Below are 17,443 nucleotides of genomic sequence, written 5' to 3'. Positions count from 1 at the left end.
TTTCACTTTATTTCTTTTCTACTGCATGTCCGCCAAATTCATTTCGCAGAGCTGCTACAACTTTTCCTGTAAATGTATCATTGTCTAATGAGCGGTAGCGCATTAATAGAGACATCGCAATAACAGGAGTTGCTGTTTGAAGGTCTAATGCTGTTTCTACTGTCCATTTCCCTTCACCAGAAGAATGCATAACGCCTTTAATTTCATCCAGTTTTGCATCTTTAGAAAATGCATTTTCAGTTAATTCCATTAACCAAGAGCGGATTACTGAACCGTTGTTCCATACTCTTGATACTTTTTCATAATCGTAGTCAAATTCACTTTTTTCTAAAACCTCAAATCCTTCACCAATAGCAGCCATCATACCGTATTCAATTCCGTTGTGAATCATTTTTAAGAAGTGACCACTACCAGCTTTTCCAGCATATAAGTACCCATTTTCTACAGCTGTATCGCGGAAGATAGGTTCAACGATGTCCCAAGCTTCTTGATCTCCTCCAATCATGTAACAAGCACCATTACGAGCGCCTTCCATTCCGCCAGAAGTTCCTGCATCCATAAAGTGAATGCCATCTTTCTTTAATTGCTCATATCTGCGGATAGACTCTTTATAATGTGAATTACCCGCTTCAATTAAAATATCTCCTTTTGAAAGCAATGGTGTAACCTCATCAATAACAGAATCAACAACAGCGTGTGGTACCATTACCCAAAGAATTCTTGGTGATTGTAATGACTGAACAAGTTCACTTAAACTAGATGTACCTGTAGCCCCATACTCTTTCATTTCTTCTACTGCGCTCGTATTTAAATCAAATGCTGCTACTTCATGTTTATGATCAATTAAATTTTTCCCTAAATTTAATCCCATTTTACCTAAACCAATTAATCCTACTTGCATAATATAATTCCTCCTCAGATTATCTTTTATTAAAAATCCATATCACTACGATTGTGAATACCTTTCAGTATTGATAAATCCAGAACGGTATTCACAGTCATAGCTTAAGAATTCAGTACACTTTTTGTAATTTGAACAACATTTTCTGTCGTAAATCCAAATAGATTCATGACTTCAGCTCCAGTTCCTGAAGCTCCAAATGTTTCAATTGATAGCACTTTTCCTTCTTGTCCTACATAACGCTCCCAGCCGAGAGAGACACCCATCTCAAGAGATACTCGTTTCTTTACAGAAGACGGAAGAACCGATTCTTTATATTCTTTCGATTGGTGATCGAATAGCTCCCAGCTTGGCATTGCAACGATGCGAACAGAAACATGATTTTCTTCTAATTTTGCTTTCGCACTAGCAGCTAAAGAAACTTCAGAACCTGTCGCAATTAAAATTACATCCGGATTTTCATTTGTTTGCGTTAATACATAAGCTCCTTTAGAAAGATTCTCTATGTTCGCTTTCGTTTCATTAAACACCGGTAAATTTTGACGACTAAGTACTAAAACGACTGGACCATCCGTTTGCTGTAAAGCATATGCCCAAGCACTCGCTGTTTCATTTGCATCTGACGGGCGGATAACTGTTAAACCAGGAATTGCCCGAAGAGCTACCAATTGTTCAATTGGTTCATGCGTTGGACCATCTTCTCCTACAGCAATCGAATCATGTGTAAATACGTAAGTAACAGGTAACTTTTGCAATGCAGCAAGTCGAATGGATGGACGAAGATAATCATTAAATACAAAGAATGTACTTACGAAAGGTTTTACTCCTCCATGAAGTGCCAGTCCATTCGCTGCTGCGCCCATTGCATGTTCACGTACACCGAAGTATATATTTCGTCCAGCATACGATTCTACTGCATACACTGCTTCACCTTTCATATCTGTCATAGTAGAATGCGAAAGATCTGCACTTCCACCAAAAATAGAAGGAATCGATTTCACATAATGATTAATAGCTTCCCCGCTTGCAACACGAGTCGAAATTGTTTTATCAGTATCAAAGGATAGAATATCATTCGCTTCGATTAAAACTTCACCTGTAATTGCTTTTTCTAATTCATCTGCCAGTGTAGGATTCGCTTCTCTGTATAAGTTGAACTGCTCATTCCAGTCATTGTCTTTTTCAATACCTTTTTGTTTCAAATCATTAAAATGAGCTTTTACTTCTTCAGGTACAAAGAAATCTTCCTCATAATGCCAACCATACACTTGTTTTGTCGCTGTCGCCTCTTCTACTCCAAGTGGGTTACCGTGTGCTTTGTTTGTTCCAGCAACTTTTGGACTTCCATAACCTATAATTGTTCTAATTTCTATAATAGTAGGTTGGTCCGTATTTTCTTTCGCTAATGTAATGGCTTTTGTAATAGCATCAACATCGTTTCCATCTTCAACTCTTACATATTGCCAATGTACAGATTCTGCTCTTTTCTGAATATCTTCAGAGAAAGCAATGCCTAATTCACCATCAAGTGAAATTTCATTTGAATCATACAGTACAATTAACTTGCCAAGTTTCATATGTCCTGCCATTGACATCGCTTCATAAGCGACACCCTCCATTAAATCACCATCTCCAACTAAAGCATACGTATTGTGATCTATAATAGAGTGACCATCCTTATTAAACTTCGCTGCTAAATGAGCTTCTGCCATTGCCATTCCGACAGCATTAGCAATCCCCTGTCCTAACGGGCCTGTAGTCGCTTCAACTCCAGGAGTATGACCAAATTCAGGATGTCCTGGTGTTTTACTATTTAACTTTCTGAAGTTTTTCAAGTCATCAATTGAAACGTCATATCCAGCTAAATGAAGTAGGCTATATAATAGACTAGATCCATGTCCCGCCGATAAAACGAAACGATCACGGTTAAACCATTCTGGGTGATTAGGATTGTAATTTAAATGATTCGCCCATAATGCATAAGCCATTGGTGCTGCTCCCATTGGAAGACCTGGATGACCTGAGTTTGCCGCATTAATAGCATCAATCGATAACGTACGAAGTGTATTCACTGCTAATTGATTTATGTTTTGTGTCATAGTAATCGTCCCCCTAAATGCTTTCATTAAAGAAAGTACTTATTTTTCCGTCTCTTGATCTAACCACCATTTAAATCCACTTTCTTGCAACAGTTCATTAGACGCATCTGGACCATATGAACCAGACTCATATTCATGAAGCGGCAATAAGTTTTCCTCGAACGCTTCAAGAATTGGTTGTACCCATTCCCATGACAATTCAACTTCTCTCCAATGTGCAAAGAATGTAGCGTCTCCACTCACAGCATCATGAATGAGTCTTTCATACGCTTCAGGTACTCCCACATCCGCTTGCTCACAAGTAAAGTTAATACGCATCGGTTCAATTTCTCCATTTTTCAATGGATTTTTACTGTTTAACTGTAATGAAACGTTCTCACCTGGACTAATTTCAATTATTAACAAGTTAGGTGCTGCATTTGGATTACTATCTTGATATTGCTGTTTTAACGTATTTTTAAATTCAATTACAATACGAGTAGACTTTTCTTTCATTCGTTTGCCTGTTCGTATATAGAAGGGAACGCCAGTCCAAAATGGATTATCGATCCACAGGCGAGCAGCAACAAATGTGTCTATGTTAGAAGAAGGATTTACTCCTGACTCCTCTTTATACGCTACAACTTGTCCGCCTTTTATTTCTCCTGAAGCGTATTGACCGCGAACGATATGGTTTTGAACGTCTTCTTTTTTCACTTTACGAAGCGTCTCCATTACCTTTCGCTTTTCCTCTCGAATTTCACATGCATTAACCTTTTCCGGCAGATTCATAGCAGTCATCATTAATATTTGTAACATATGATTTTGAACCATATCACGAATGGCTCCTGCGTGATCATAATATCCGGCCCTTTCTTCAACCCCAACCGTTTCACTAGCTGTGATTTGTACATTCGCTATATGTTCTTTGTTCCAAATCGATTGAAGAACAGGATTTGCAAATTCTAGCGCTTCAAGGTTTTGAATCATCGGTTTACCTAAATAATGATCAATACGGTATATCTCGTCTTCTTCAAACGTTCGACTAAGCTTATCATTAAGCTCACGAGCAGATGTAAGGTCGTGCCCAAACGGTTTCTCAATCATCAGGCGTTTCCATCCATCCGTTTTATCGAGTCCGCTTTCCTTAATATTTAAAGCGATTGTCTCGAAAAATTCAGGAGCAACTGAAAGATAGAACATTCTATTACCTTTTATATGTAGTTCTTCTTCCCTTTCACGAACGACTTGTAATAACCTCTCATAATCTTCCGGCTTACTCACATCTAATGGACAATAGCGAAAATTATCTAAAAAACCTTCGAGTTCTGAAGTACCTTCTTCCCTCTGGCGAGAAAACGTCTCTATTGATTCTTTTATTCTTTTTTGAAAATCTATACGAGATACTTCACGTCTTCCAAGCCCGATAACAGATATTTGCTTTGGAAGCTTTTGATCTCTATATAAGTTATATAGCGCGGGGTAAATTTTGCGTTTCGCTAAGTCCCCTGTCGCTCCAAATAAAACAAAGGTCATTGATTCCAAGTTCAGTCCCCCTCGTGATGTATAGTCATTGTCACTATAGTAAAAATGCATTGTACAGAAGCTACTATCATTGTTGATTCACTCTTGCTTCTTAACTTCAAATTTTTTATATTTGTCGCTTTCTCATTGTCCCCAATATTAATAGTGGCAATTCAAAGCATTTTTACCACATACTACTTAATTACTATAACTTATATAAAATAACTTAATTATTAAAAGTAATTAAGTTATTTTATATCTATCATATTAACTACATAAATTATCATCGTCAAGAAAAGTGTCTCGAATTAAAGATTTTTCATTCCCTAATATCTTTTAGTACTCGTCTATTTATTAGGGAAAGATTAGATCTATGTTCATTACATGAAATGAATAATAAAAAGGCCAAAACGAACATATTCTTGTTCGTTTTGGCCTTTTTATTATTGCTTCAGATGATTTTTAACTGCTCTTATAACCAATTCGTGATCTTCTTCTGGTGGTAATCCCGAAACTGTTATCATTCCAATAACCCCTACGTCTTTTATTCTGATAGGAAAGCAGCCACCAAACGCAGCATATTCCGAAGTATCTAAAAGATATTTTTCATTATATGAGATTCCAGTTATTTCACTTTGTATCTGCATATAATACGAGCTATGATCATGCAGGGAAACGACTCGTTTTTTACGCTCAATCCATTTCGTATTTTCCTCATTTGTCCCTGTCATTTTGAAATGAAACAATTGCACACCGTTTTTCGTTATATCAACAGCAATCAATTTTCCCTCTTTCTTTGCTGTTTCAACGATAAATAAACCTATTTGCAGTGCATCTTCATTTGTAAAAGAGGTAAATTGAAGTGTTTCCTCCTCTATTAAAATTTGTTTACTTATTTCATTCAAATTTGAAGTACTCATATCTTTAACCTCCATAATTGTTTTATGCCACACCGACATTTTTTCGAAATTATTAGGCCATATAGTACAACCTTTCAATCAATCTGATTCTAAATAAACTACTGTAACATCTTTGGTAACTAGTACCATAAAGCTTGGTTTCTTCTTACTGGTGCTATTATGAATGATATTCAAAGTTATAAAAAGTACTATTCTACTTATCCCTATCTTACAGAGACTATTATGAAATATATTTAACATCTTAAAAATGTATGTACTAAAGAATAATATTTTTAATCACTAAATTTTTTGATCAATCATTATAATCCAATTTCATCAAAATTTTTATCAATTATTACACTATCCAACAATAGGAGGAAACAAAGATGGATGAAAATATATCCAAAAGCTGAAAAGCATTTGAATCCCTTGAGGGAATAGTTATAATTCACTACATATAGAAATAGACATACAAAAACGCCATCCTTTCCTATAATTCTAAAGAAAGAATAGCGTATTTTTTTCAAAAATGAGTTCTTTTATTGAGAAACTTTGATTCTATATCATACATAAAAGGGCAACCAGTGCTAAAACAGCTGGAAGTCCTTGTTTCACAATAATTGATTTATTAGATGTAAAACCTCCGAAAATAGCTGCTACCACCACACAAATCACGAAAAATAATTGGACCATATAACCAATTGGATTGAGTCCAAGTACAAGTCCCCAAACGAGACCAGCGGCTAAAAATCCATTATATAAACCTTGGTTTGCAAACATAATGGCTACGTTTCGATCTCCTTCTAAATGCTTCGGTAATTTGAAAGCACGTTTCGCTACTTTTGAATCAATAAAAAACATTTCGATGATCATGATAAATAAATGTTCTAATGCTACGATCCCGACTAAAATAGCTGCGATTATTTCCACACTATTCCGCCCCCCTACACTCTCTATTCTCTACATTTTTTTGCATCTGTAATAGAACATGAATAAGTATTTTGCGTTCTTCTCCACTGATATTCACGAACATTCCCTTCATAAAACGTTCCTTTTCTTTCCTTGGAAGACTCTATTTGTTCTCGTCCTTGCTCAGATAACCGAACACGTGTTATACGGTTATCCTCAGACTTCTTTCTTCTTAATACTATTCCTTTGGCTTCAAGCTGCTTAAGGTGTCTGGTGATGGCTGCGCCATCAATATCCACCCTTCTTTCTTGTCAAAATATTAATTGACGTGTCAATCATTGATCCGTCAATTAATATACATCTCTCTTTTTATTTTTGCAAGTTTTTTTGCTCAATTGGTTTTATTTTGTTCTAGCAACTTTAAGTTCATTCTTTTATTATATTTAACTAAACACATAAAAGAATTGAGTTATATCTCCATCAATTTATAAAAATAAATTTTTTCTAAAAACAGATACTTTACGTTTTTTATAGTAATAAAAATCATTGTTTTGTTTCAGAGGCAATCCATTTTGTTAGCTTGATGGGCATAGGATAGCACCCAGATGGTACTAATTTAGAGCTAATTGCTTCAAAAAAGGCATTTAGACGCGAATAATTAAAATATATTAATATTGAAAAAACCACCTTATATGAAAGGTGGCTTTTTTTCGCTAATCGCAAAAATTAACATTAAAGTTGATAGATTGAATAAAAAAGGACAAACTCTCCAATGTGAGAAGTTTGTCCAAAAGGTTTTTCGTGTTAACTATTTTTACACTAATACCAATAATAGTGAATTAGAATAGTGACTTAATACTTGCTAAAACAGTAAGTACACCTACAATAATAACAAATACGTTACTCATTTTCCCTTTGTATTTAGCTAGTACTGGTACTTTTTGAATTGCATACATCGGTAATAGACATAAGATAGCAGCAACTAAAGGACCGCTTAGAGAATCAATAAGTCCAAGAATACTTGGATTTGTATAAGCAACAAACCAGCATGATAATACAACAAAAGTAAGGATGATTGTCTTAATTGTTTTTTCTTCAATATCTTTTCCACGTGATTTACCGAACTTAATAATCATGTCACGCATTACTTCAAATGCTCCGATATAATGGCCAAGGAAAGACTTTGTAATAGCCACAAAAGCAATAATTGGAGCTGCAATCGTGATTACAGGTGAATTAAGTTCATTCGCAAGGTATGAAAGAATTGATAAGTTTTGCTCTTTTGCCATTTTTAAATCCTCTGGAGTTAAGCTCAGTGCACTACTCCAAACGAAGAACATAACTACAACGAATGTCATGATATAACAAACCTTTTGTATTTGCGCACATTTAGCATCAGTGGCTTCGATTCCATACGTAGCTCTCTGTTTCACAACAAATGATGAAATCATAGGTGAATGATTAAATGAGAATACGATGATTGGTAGAATCAACAGTATCGTTCCCAAATATCCTGTTCCTGTTGAAGCAGTAGAAACAGCTGAAAAGCTAAGCATTGACGTATTCCACTGTGGAATTAAAGATATTGCGATAAACAGTAGAGAAGCTATGAAAGGATACACTAGCATACTCATGATCTTTACAGTGATATCTTGACCAAAATTCAGTATAGCGATAAGACCAAGAACTAATACAAGTGATAAAATAGCCCTTGGAGGCTCTGGCATGTGCAATTGATGCACGATAAAACTACTTGCAGTATTTGTAAGCGCAACCGAATACATTAATACGATTGTATAAATTGAACCGAAATATACGATGTTAAAAATGATACTCGCTTTATTTCCGAAATACTCTCTAATTGTACCTGTGATCCCCTCATCAGCAGAATTAGAAGCGTATATCATTTTAGCAAGCGCCCTATGTGAGTAGTACATAACTGGATATGCAAGTAATGTAATTAGTAGTAAAGATAATAAACCACCTGAACCTGCATTAATCGGTAAAAAGAGCACCCCTGCTCCAATTGCAGTTCCAAATAGACTCAGTGCCCATGTAGTATCCTGCTTATGCCACTTTTTCGGATCTGCATATTGCTCATTTTTTAGTGCGGTATTTTCAGCTTGAACTTCTATTTTCTTTGCAGTATTCCCGTTCATATAATAACTCCCCCTTGTATCTATTTCTGCATCTCTCTTTGCTGCTAACAAATATTCCCTTTCGGAAAATGAATTCCTTACAAGTTGCCCCACATTATATGTCCTTCATCATAATGAAACCAAATTGAAACATTCGCTAGTTAGCGTCCTAATATAATTGTTAGCGTTCACAAAAAAGTTTACTCGTAATATCCGCTCTTTATATAAAGACCCCTTAAGAGAACAATATAGAATAGACTTCATAAATACGTTGCAACATTTCTAATAACAGTGTATTACTTTAATGGTTTCTCTTTTTTACTTTTAACAGTAATTTTAGCTAAACCGGCCTCTCTTAATTTGCGAGGCATTTCTTTCTCAATTCTATACATTACTTTAATAACTTCGGCAGCACTGATGATATTGCTTACACAAGCCACTGAAGCACTTTACATACATTTCGCCTCTAATCACACACCTTTCTTACTAAGAATCGCATTTTTTATATTTTCTCCAGAGATAATAAAATTTCTCTCGACGCCCTCATTATAACGTGTATATTTATAAAATTAATATTTTTATATTTTCAGAAATATTAAAGCGGAATAATTTTATATGGATAATATTTTACAGTTAGCATGTAGCCATTGTTTTTATCGCTTAAAGCTGAATTAGTTAGTAAAAAAATACAATAATACATTGTTTTTCTAGGTAACTCATGATGGAGATACTTATATCCCCTTTTATCAAAAAATTTCATTTTAAACATAAAAGATATTCTAATAAATAATTAATGTAGGTAAAAAGAAAAGATTCCCCAAATACAAAAACCAAATTTTAGGATATATATTATTAATATTGAATTCATATACACTTAAAAAAAACTACATTGAACAAAAAACAAAAAAGCTGCCCAATATGGACAGCTCATTTACATAATTATCATTATCAAGGATGCACAAACAAATCACTTCAATGTTATCTTAATTGTAGTTTGTTCGACTCTTCTTCAGGAATATCTCTATGTTTGTAATGAATCGTTTTTAGATCATTTCCTTTTATGCGAAAAGTAATTGTGTCCTCTCCATAAGGCGGATTGTGTGCACCCTCAAAAGTTTGAATTTGAACAGTTACATAAAAAATATAGTTTGTTGTATCTTTTTTTATTTCAAGTATTTTTTCAGAACCTCGATACCAAAGTTTTGGTTCCTTATAATAGTTTTCAACCTCTTTGCTTATCGGCTCCAATAAGAGATCAATTACCACTTCTTTTAAAAACTTTTTTGGTACAGGTATTCTGTTTATTTTCTTTCTTTTTACATCTATAATTCTCCAAAAATCCCCGCTCTTTTCAACGGTATAAAGAACATTCGTACCGTCCGCTTTCAAAAGATGAAAATAACCTTTATTTCCCTTAATATATAATCGTGGTTCATTAATCCACTCACCTTCTGTTTGCACTATCCCTAAAAACAACTGAGTAAGTGGCGTTATCTTATAATCTAATTGGTTAAAGTCGCCAAACGAATAAAGTTCATAACCGGTTAAATCTATGCCAAAATTTCTGTTTATATCATGTTCCTTTTTTACAATTGCTTGAGCAGAAATGCAGGGTAATAAAAAACTAAACAGACATATGATGCTAACCATTGTTAATCTTATTTTCATAACATCAATCCTCTCTTTTATTAAGATGCAACAAAAGAGAGGATATTATTGATTAGAGCATAAGCTAAAAAATTAAACTCCCCCATTAACTAGCTCGTTTATCGAGTTTAATTTTGAAGAAAGCCCGATAAACCATTCTTCGTCTCCTGTTAATAATGCGAGGTCTATAAGATAAAGAATTTGCTCCTTATTTATTGCCTTTGATTCAGGGAGTTTTTTTACGTGTTTACTTAAAAAGGACATTGTTTTATTTATTGTATCTCTGTTGTCACATTTCACAACATTAACCTTAACTACTTCCCCTGCATTATCAAATGATTCAATATAACCAAGTATTAATTCACCCTCTACCGATATCCCTCGAACCCAATCTCCTACTTTTAAAACAGGATTATACTTTGACATCATACTCTTTCACCTTCCTACAAATTATTTTTAATCACGATAAACAACATATAAAAAAATAAACTTAACTGTAATGTTTTCCGTTACATTTAAGTGTTAAAAACTCACAGCTATATAATAATTAAGCCGCTTAACGCTCATGATTGATAAGGTCAACAACTTCTTTCATTGTATAATTCTTTAAGTATTCACCTAGATGTTCTTCAGCACCTAAGAAAATAGCGAAAAGAACTTTTCGCATGTTCGAACCTACAACACACTGATTGTTTGATTCCGGACACTTCGGCTGCAAAGCACCTTCAGAGGTTATCTGATAAATATGCCAAAGATTAACTTCATCTAAATCGCGAGCGAAAATAAAACCTCCACCAGTTCCCTCTTTTGATTGTATAAACTTATGCTTTTTTAACAAACTTAGCACTTTGCGAATACGTACTGGGTGAACCCCCGCACTTTCTGAAATAGCATTACTTGTTGACATCCTGTCTGGCTGTAAAGCTAAATAAGTTAAACTGTGTATGGCCAAGGTAAAGTCGCTGTTCATGGTTTTCCTCCTACGATTAAAAATATTGTTTTTCATATATTAACATACTGTAGCCATAAATATTACAGATAGGTTAGAACGTTAAAACATATAGAATACTTCTTGCCATAAAAAATTAATTCTTTTATATTCTATCCGGTCTCACCTATATCCGATAACTTCATTTAGCTTTTTAAGTTGAAAATAAAATTAAACACTCCACTGTTTCTTCACTTGTTCTTCTGCCAGTTGTTTAATTTTTGTCCAAATCGTATCTTTACTCACAATAACATTTGTTTGATAATTTCTATCATTATAATTAACTGTAACACATACTTCAATCATCTTCTGCTTCCTCCTTTCAAAAAACTTTTTCTAAAAAATATTACTTATTAATTGGCCAATTTTTGCAGTTCAATGTTCAAAAATGTTCGAACGCTACGTGGTAAAAACTTGCGAATTTCTTCATCATTAAAACCAATCTGTAATCTTTTCTCATCCAGCATAATTGGGCGACGCAACATTAGCGGATGCTCGATTATTAATTTATAAAATTCATTAAGCGAAAGCTCCTCAATATTTATATTTAAGTCCTGAAAAGTTTTGGATCTAGTTGAAATAATTTCAGTAGCCCCCTCTTCAGTTAAACGAAGAATTGATTTAAGCTCATCAACTGTCATAGAATTTGATACGATGTTTTTTTCAATATAATCAATTTGATGCTCTTCAAGCCATGCTTTCGCTTTTCGGCATGAACTACAGCTTGCTGTTGTATATAGAATTACCATATTTAACTCACTCCTTTAATGTTTTTTATCAAACGTACATTTTACATATCGGTTATTGAAATGTATTAAAAAAAATTACAGTTTAGAATCAAATTCACGTAATGTTAGTTATTCTGCAATGTTTCGTTTATCTCTACTATTCATTTCTTTTCAAAATGCTTCTTCTATAACATTGTTGAAACTACATTTTACAGACGATGACAACTCACTTCTAAAAATCTTACTGTAATTTTAAACTTTACAGTTCTATAAATCAAATGTTAAGTCTTGGATTCATTCTATTAACGTATAAATCGGTTTCTTTTGTGTAAATATCCCCGCATTTTTACGGCTAACCAATTCCAAATATACTTTAAAGTACATTCTATTCATTTCTTGCTTACAAGTGCTATTATGGAATATATTTAACATAATAAAAAGTACGTACTTTAAAGTGTTATAGGCACTAAAAAGAAATAATTTTAGTATTACAACGTATTTAAGCTCAAAACTATAATCTAAATTCATCAAAGGAGTTTTTTTATGAAAACATACAATATTCCTGTAGAGGCGACTTTAGAAGTTATTGGCGGAAAGTGGAAAGTTGTTATCCTTTGTCATTTAAAAAAAGGGACAAAAAGAACGAGTGAATTAAAACGATTAATGCCTGGTATTACGCAAAAAATGTTAACGCAACAATTACGGGAACTAGAAGAAGATGGTGTAATCCAAAGGAAAATATATGACCAAGTACCACCGAAAGTAGAGTACTCTTTAACGGATTACGGTTCGTCTTTAGGAGCTATACTCGATTCCCTCTGTTCCTGGGGAGAAGTTCATCTTGAAAAAACCGGGAACACATCCATGCTGATTACAGCCGATGAATAATAACTGCTCCTACTATATGTGTAAATTCTATCCAAGATAAAAAAAACGGTTGAGACAATACTTGCCTCAACCGTTTTTTATGTCTCTTTATAATTTTTTGCCGTAATAACTGTTTCAAATTCAAAGGTTTCCGGTAGATGATCTGCATAAGAATATTCAAAAGTTCGTCCATCCGTTAAGTAAGCTACTTGTTCAACTCGCATTAGGAAATCCTGATTTGTTAAGTTCATAAACTGCTTTTCCCTATCATCTGGGCGAATTCCTTTAACCCTGACAACAGATGTCCCTACTTCAAGGCCCAGTTTTTTTTGAATATGTGAGTATATCGACTCCTCTAAAACAGAAGCCTCAACACCTGGGATAACCGAAATTGGCATCCATGTATGCTCCATAATCGTCGGAATGCTGTGAATGATGCGAAGGCGAATGATTTTATAGACGAAATCACCGATTGAAACTCCCAATTTCTCAGCAACTACTTCATCAGCACCAACAATCGCAAACTCGATAATTTCACTTTTTACCTCACTGCCGTAAACACCTTTCGTACCTGTTAAAGTTTGAATCATTCGTGCCTTTTCCTGCTGACGCCAATCTTGCACTACTGTTCCACTTCCGCGCCGGCGGATGATATAGCCGTCTCTAACTAATAGATCCAGCGCCTTTTTAATAGTAAGTGCTGAAACATCGAATTCTTCAGCAAGGACGGGGCTACTCGGAATTTTTTTGTTGATTTTATATTCACCGTCTAAAATTTGCTGTTTAATCTTTTGATAAATGCCGAGGTATTTTACTTGTGTTGATCCGCTTGCCATTTCCATACCTCCTTTATACTCTATCCCCTCTTCTATTCATTCAAATGTAAAGCCTCAAGTTTGTAAACTGAAGGTGATGGGGCAGCAAATCCATTTTCCAAGATTTCAATATTCGTTACCGCTTCTTCGTCTTTCACAAGTTTTGGTGCACCATTTACAATTGTGTCATACGCGGCATCATAGAAACGACCGTAATCACCAAGCGGCGTTTTAATTTGTTTTTTAATCCAGTCACCATTTGCATTACGATACTTAGCAATTCCATAATACATCGGCGAATCTTCACCAAATCCTGCACTCTCAGGCATAATACCCGCTTTCAAATCATTTTCCTGCTGATCTTCACCGTATTTAATAAATGAGCCATTTGTTCCATGAACGATAAAGCGTGGATAATCTTTTGCTACGACATGGTTCGTTTTCAGCTTAATCTTCAACTGATTTCCATAATGTAGACCAACATCGAAATAGTTATCAACCGCACCTTCCACTTCATTATTACGAATATCGTATGTCACTGTATTTGGACGGCCGAATAGTGAAATCATGCGGTCCATCGTATGAATACCTAAACTGTAAAATGAACCTTCTTCTTTTGGGGCTTCATGAGTGATTGAACCAGGACGGAAATAATCAATATGTGATTCAATCTCAATAATATCACCAAGGAATCCTTGTTCAACTACTTGCTTTACAGCTAAAAAATCACCATCAAAACGACGGTTTTGATAAGGCATAACGACTACACCTTTCTCTCGTCCTAAAGCTAATAATTCTTTCGCATGTTCTACTGTATCGCAAAATGGTTTTTCAACGATAACTGATTTTCCGGCTAGTATAACTTTTTTTGCTAATTCATAATGCGTATGTGCTGGCGTACAAATCGTCACTACTTGAATTTCTTTGTCATTCAACAATTCGTCCAAATCAGTAGTGAAGTAAACACCTTTTTCCTCATATGGAGCCGCTAATTCTTCATTTATTTGACGCACAAAAATCGTTTTTACTTTTATATTTTTACGTGTCTTCAGATAAGGTAGGTGATAACGGTTAGCTGATTTTCCAAATCCAATAAAGCCCATTGTTAATGTCATGTTTTTCAACTTCCTTGCTCATAAATTTTCGTTTCTACATTTATTATATAGTTTACTTTTTAAAAGTATATAGTTTTAGTTCTTAATTTATATATAAAATGAAAAAGTAGGGATAGAAACCATTTCGATTTTCATCCCTACTTCTTTACTATATTTGTGTAATATCAAGCATTAATTGTTTTAACTCGCACGTTCTCTTTTTGTCTTTCTTTAAATGACAAAGGATAACTACTTTCCACTTTCCACCGATAACCTCTAAAGTCGCCTCTACAGGAATATTGTATGTTTTCATATAAAAATCTCCTTTAATAATTTTATAAGACAAATAAGCTAAAATATTTAAATATTACTTTTAAGTATCTATAGCACCTTAAAGTACGTACTTTTTATTGTGTTAAACATGTTTCATAATAGCATACGTAAACAGTAGATGAGTAGTACGGTACTAAAAAGTACCTGTGTTACTTTTTAGTATCTATATCACTTTAAAGTACGTACTTTTCATTATGTAAAATACATTTCATAATAGCATTTGTAAGAGTTGAGTGAGTCATGCAGTATTAAAAATTACCTGTTAGTACCTGTACTTTAAAGTGAGTATTTTTATCATACATTTTGTCAGATGATGAAATGACATGTTTTAATTTTCACATCCATTCATAATGAGTAAATAATTTCCAAATACATTTTAGGAGGATATCTATAATGAGTAAATTACTAAAAGAAAAAATCGGGTTTGGTACAGCACCACTAGGGAATATGTACCGTAATATCCCAGAGGAAGAAGCAATCGCTACAGTGGATGCTGCTTGGGAGAATGGCGTTCGTTACTTTGATACAGCTCCACTTTATGGATCTGGATTAGCGGAAATCCGTCTTGGTGAAGCACTGTCAAAAAGAAATCGTGATGATTACTTTTTAAGTACGAAAGTAGGTCGAACTATTTCGGATGAACTAGAGGATCCAACTGCACGTGATTTAGGTGAAAAAGGCGGACTTTTCGAATTTGGTCGCAAAAATAAAATGATCAATGACTATAGCGCAGATGCAACACTTCGTTCTATCGAGCAGAGTTTGAAACGTTTAAAAACAGATCGTCTAGACTTTGTTTTCATTCATGATTTAGCACAAGACTTTTATGGTGATGAGTGGGTTTCACAATTTGAAACAGCTCGAACAGGAGCATTCCGTGCGCTTACACGTTTACGTGAAGAAGGAGTTATTAAGGGCTGGGGGCTTGGAGTAAACAAAGTAGAATCAATTGAACTTATGCTTGATCTAGAAGAAGCAAAACCAAATATATCCTTATTAGCTGGTCGCTATTCATTATTAGACCACGAACGTGCATTGCAACGAGTAATGCCTGCAGCTGTAAAGCATAATATGGATATTGTTGTTGGTGGCCCATATAGCTCAGGTATTCTTGCTGGAGGCGCTCACTTCGAATATCAAAAAGCATCGCCAGAAATTATTGCAAAAGTTGAGAAAATCAAAGCTCTTGCAGATCGTCACGATATCAGCATCAAAGCTGCTGCACTACAATTTTCACTAGCTAATCCAGCAGTTGCTGCTGTTGTTCCTGGGGCAAGTAAACCGGAACGAATTGTAGAAGACCAAAATGCCTTAAATACAGTAATTCCAGCAGCATTCTGGGAAGAAATGCGCGAACAAAAACTAGTAGCACCTAATGCACCACTACCAATCAACGTAAAATAATAATGAAAATTTAATCAGTGGGAGCATCCCCCACTGATTATTTACCCGTAAATACCGGGATGAAAAGGAGCGTAATGAATATGGCACATACTACTACATCTATGGAAATTTTTGCTTCACCTGAACAAGTATGGCAATTAATCGGAGGTTTCAACTCCCTTCCAGACTGGTTACCTTATATACCTAGCAGTAAATTAACTGAAGGCGGTCGTGTACGTCATCTAGCTAATCCAGATGGCGATACAATTATAGAACGCTTAGAAGTATTCAATGATAAAGAACGCTACTACACGTATTCAATCATGAATGCACCGTTCCCAGTCACTAATTATTTATCTACAATCCAGGTTAAAGAAGGTACTGAAAGTAACACATCGTTAGTAGAGTGGTCAGGTACTTTCACTCCTGTTGAGGTTAGTGATGAAGAGGTAATAAATCTGTTTCATGGTATTTACAGCGATGGACTGAAAGCATTGCAGCAAGCATTTCTAGATTGAGCTACTAAAAAAAATGAAAAGCAAAGCGATATCGCTTTGCTTTTTTATAAAATCCCTTTTAACTTTTCACCAATTAACTTCGCTACATACTCATAGCCTTCTGGCCCAAAGTGTAATCCATCTTTTTCATCATTTTCTACAAACCCTTTATAATTCAGTTCTTGAATCATTTCAGCATACAAATTTAGAAAATAGCTTCCTGTTTCTTTCGCCACTTCCTCTACCACGTCTGCATACTGACAGAGCACTTCATTTGTTCTATTGTGCTGCCTCTCTTCATCAACTGGTGCAGGGCTAATCAGTAGTACTTTATTTGATGAAATCTGTTTCACAATCTGCTCTAAGTTTTCTTTGTATTCCTGTAGTGACGTTTGTGAAAAAGAGACCGCATCATTCGTACCAAGAAAAACTGTTACGAAATCTGGTTTATATAATATTACATCTTCTTCAATCCTATTTAACGCATCGAACGTATTATCACCTGGAACACCTGCATTCACTACTTTCCAATCTGGAAACATTACTTGTAACCTTGGCGTTAATCTAGGTATCCCATCAAAAAATACATCATCAGCTGTAATACTATCTCCAAAACATACTAACGTTTTCATTAAGCTACTC

The 17,443-nt window shown here is 34.7% G+C and carries 17 protein-coding genes and 2 pseudogenes; 3 read left to right on the top strand and 16 right to left on the bottom strand.

Annotated features, from left to right (window positions below; translation table 11 throughout):
• Positions 1-7: 7 nt before the first annotated feature.
• From gnd to spxA, 12 genes and pseudogenes are all read right to left on the bottom strand, one after another.
• Entirely contained in the window at positions 8-901 is an 894-nt protein-coding gene (gnd, locus tag C4S65_RS03965) for a phosphogluconate dehydrogenase (NAD(+)-dependent, decarboxylating) (RefSeq protein ID WP_001195908.1), read from the bottom strand.
• A gap of 104 nt (positions 902-1,005) precedes the next feature.
• Positions 1,006-3,000, bottom strand: a complete 1,995-nt coding sequence (gene tkt / locus C4S65_RS03960; protein WP_000193048.1) for a transketolase — start codon at positions 2,998-3,000, stop codon at positions 1,006-1,008.
• A gap of 39 nt (positions 3,001-3,039) precedes the next feature.
• Entirely contained in the window at positions 3,040-4,524 is a 1,485-nt protein-coding gene (gene zwf / locus C4S65_RS03955) for a glucose-6-phosphate dehydrogenase (RefSeq protein WP_098838361.1), read from the bottom strand.
• Between the two features lie 422 nt (positions 4,525-4,946).
• Positions 4,947-5,462, bottom strand: a complete 516-nt coding sequence (locus C4S65_RS03950; protein WP_003307497.1) for a heme-degrading domain-containing protein — start codon at positions 5,460-5,462, stop codon at positions 4,947-4,949.
• A gap of 498 nt (positions 5,463-5,960) precedes the next feature.
• Positions 5,961-6,332, bottom strand: coding sequence for a DUF1304 domain-containing protein (locus C4S65_RS03945; RefSeq protein WP_098285350.1), 372 nt, complete (start codon positions 6,330-6,332; stop codon positions 5,961-5,963).
• Positions 6,333-6,560: 228 nt separating this feature from the next.
• Positions 6,561-6,610 (bottom strand): annotated as a pseudogene (locus tag C4S65_RS35085) (quinone oxidoreductase); the annotation flags it as partial.
• Between the two features lie 540 nt (positions 6,611-7,150).
• The gene (locus C4S65_RS03935; protein ID WP_001014165.1) at positions 7,151-8,470 is read right to left on the bottom strand and encodes an aromatic amino acid transport family protein; all 1,320 of its coding nucleotides are present in this window, start codon (positions 8,468-8,470) and stop codon (positions 7,151-7,153) included.
• 957 nt (positions 8,471-9,427) lie between these two features.
• On the bottom strand, positions 9,428-10,117 hold the full coding sequence (locus C4S65_RS03930) for a DUF3888 domain-containing protein (protein WP_000702351.1): 690 nt from the start codon (positions 10,115-10,117) through the stop codon (positions 9,428-9,430).
• Positions 10,118-10,189: 72 nt separating this feature from the next.
• Entirely contained in the window at positions 10,190-10,525 is a 336-nt protein-coding gene (locus tag C4S65_RS03925; protein ID WP_000987255.1) for an IDEAL domain-containing protein, read from the bottom strand.
• 127 nt (positions 10,526-10,652) lie between these two features.
• Entirely contained in the window at positions 10,653-11,066 is a 414-nt protein-coding gene (gene saiR / locus C4S65_RS03920) for an Rrf2-family transcriptional regulator SaiR (protein WP_001083468.1), read from the bottom strand.
• Between the two features lie 189 nt (positions 11,067-11,255).
• On the bottom strand, positions 11,256-11,390 hold the full coding sequence (locus C4S65_RS03915; RefSeq protein WP_000573532.1) for a BA3454 family stress response protein: 135 nt from the start codon (positions 11,388-11,390) through the stop codon (positions 11,256-11,258).
• Between the two features lie 47 nt (positions 11,391-11,437).
• Entirely contained in the window at positions 11,438-11,833 is a 396-nt protein-coding gene (spxA, locus tag C4S65_RS03910) for a transcriptional regulator SpxA (protein WP_000236193.1), read from the bottom strand.
• Between the two features lie 522 nt (positions 11,834-12,355).
• Here spxA and C4S65_RS03900 point away from each other — a divergent pair.
• The gene (locus C4S65_RS03900) at positions 12,356-12,700 is read left to right on the top strand and encodes a helix-turn-helix domain-containing protein (protein WP_000860826.1); all 345 of its coding nucleotides are present in this window, start codon (positions 12,356-12,358) and stop codon (positions 12,698-12,700) included.
• Between the two features lie 77 nt (positions 12,701-12,777).
• Here the strand turns inward: C4S65_RS03900 and C4S65_RS03895 are convergent, their stop codons facing one another.
• From C4S65_RS03895 to C4S65_RS03885, 3 genes and pseudogenes are all read right to left on the bottom strand, one after another.
• Positions 12,778-13,515: a GntR family transcriptional regulator gene (locus C4S65_RS03895; RefSeq protein ID WP_103945137.1), complete on the bottom strand. Its 738-nt coding sequence runs from the start codon at positions 13,513-13,515 to the stop codon at positions 12,778-12,780.
• Between the two features lie 32 nt (positions 13,516-13,547).
• Positions 13,548-14,609, bottom strand: coding sequence for an oxidoreductase (locus C4S65_RS03890; protein ID WP_000176596.1), 1,062 nt, complete (start codon positions 14,607-14,609; stop codon positions 13,548-13,550).
• Between the two features lie 154 nt (positions 14,610-14,763).
• Positions 14,764-14,901: pseudogene (locus tag C4S65_RS03885) on the bottom strand (winged helix-turn-helix transcriptional regulator); the annotation flags it as partial.
• A gap of 413 nt (positions 14,902-15,314) precedes the next feature.
• On the opposite strand from C4S65_RS03885, the gene C4S65_RS03880 reads away from it, so the two are divergent.
• Positions 15,315-16,325, top strand: coding sequence for an aldo/keto reductase (locus tag C4S65_RS03880; protein WP_000040537.1), 1,011 nt, complete (start codon positions 15,315-15,317; stop codon positions 16,323-16,325).
• Positions 16,326-16,405: 80 nt separating this feature from the next.
• Complete coding sequence (locus C4S65_RS03875; RefSeq protein ID WP_000951513.1) at positions 16,406-16,822, top strand: SRPBCC family protein; 417 nt, start codon at positions 16,406-16,408, stop codon at positions 16,820-16,822.
• Positions 16,823-16,866: 44 nt separating this feature from the next.
• Here C4S65_RS03875 and C4S65_RS03870 read toward each other — a convergent pair whose 3' ends face one another.
• A complete protein-coding gene (locus C4S65_RS03870) occupies positions 16,867-17,433 on the bottom strand; it encodes an SGNH/GDSL hydrolase family protein (RefSeq protein WP_000855185.1) in 567 nt (188 codons plus the stop codon).
• Positions 17,434-17,443 lie beyond the last annotated feature (10 nt).

The sequence above is a fragment of the Bacillus sp. ok061 genome (assembly GCF_900108285.1).
Taxonomy (GTDB): Bacteria; Bacillota; Bacilli; order Bacillales; family Bacillaceae_G; genus Bacillus_A; species Bacillus_A thuringiensis_S.
The sequence above is the reverse complement of the archived record's forward strand: the minus strand, read 5'-3'. Positions and strand labels throughout refer to the sequence as shown.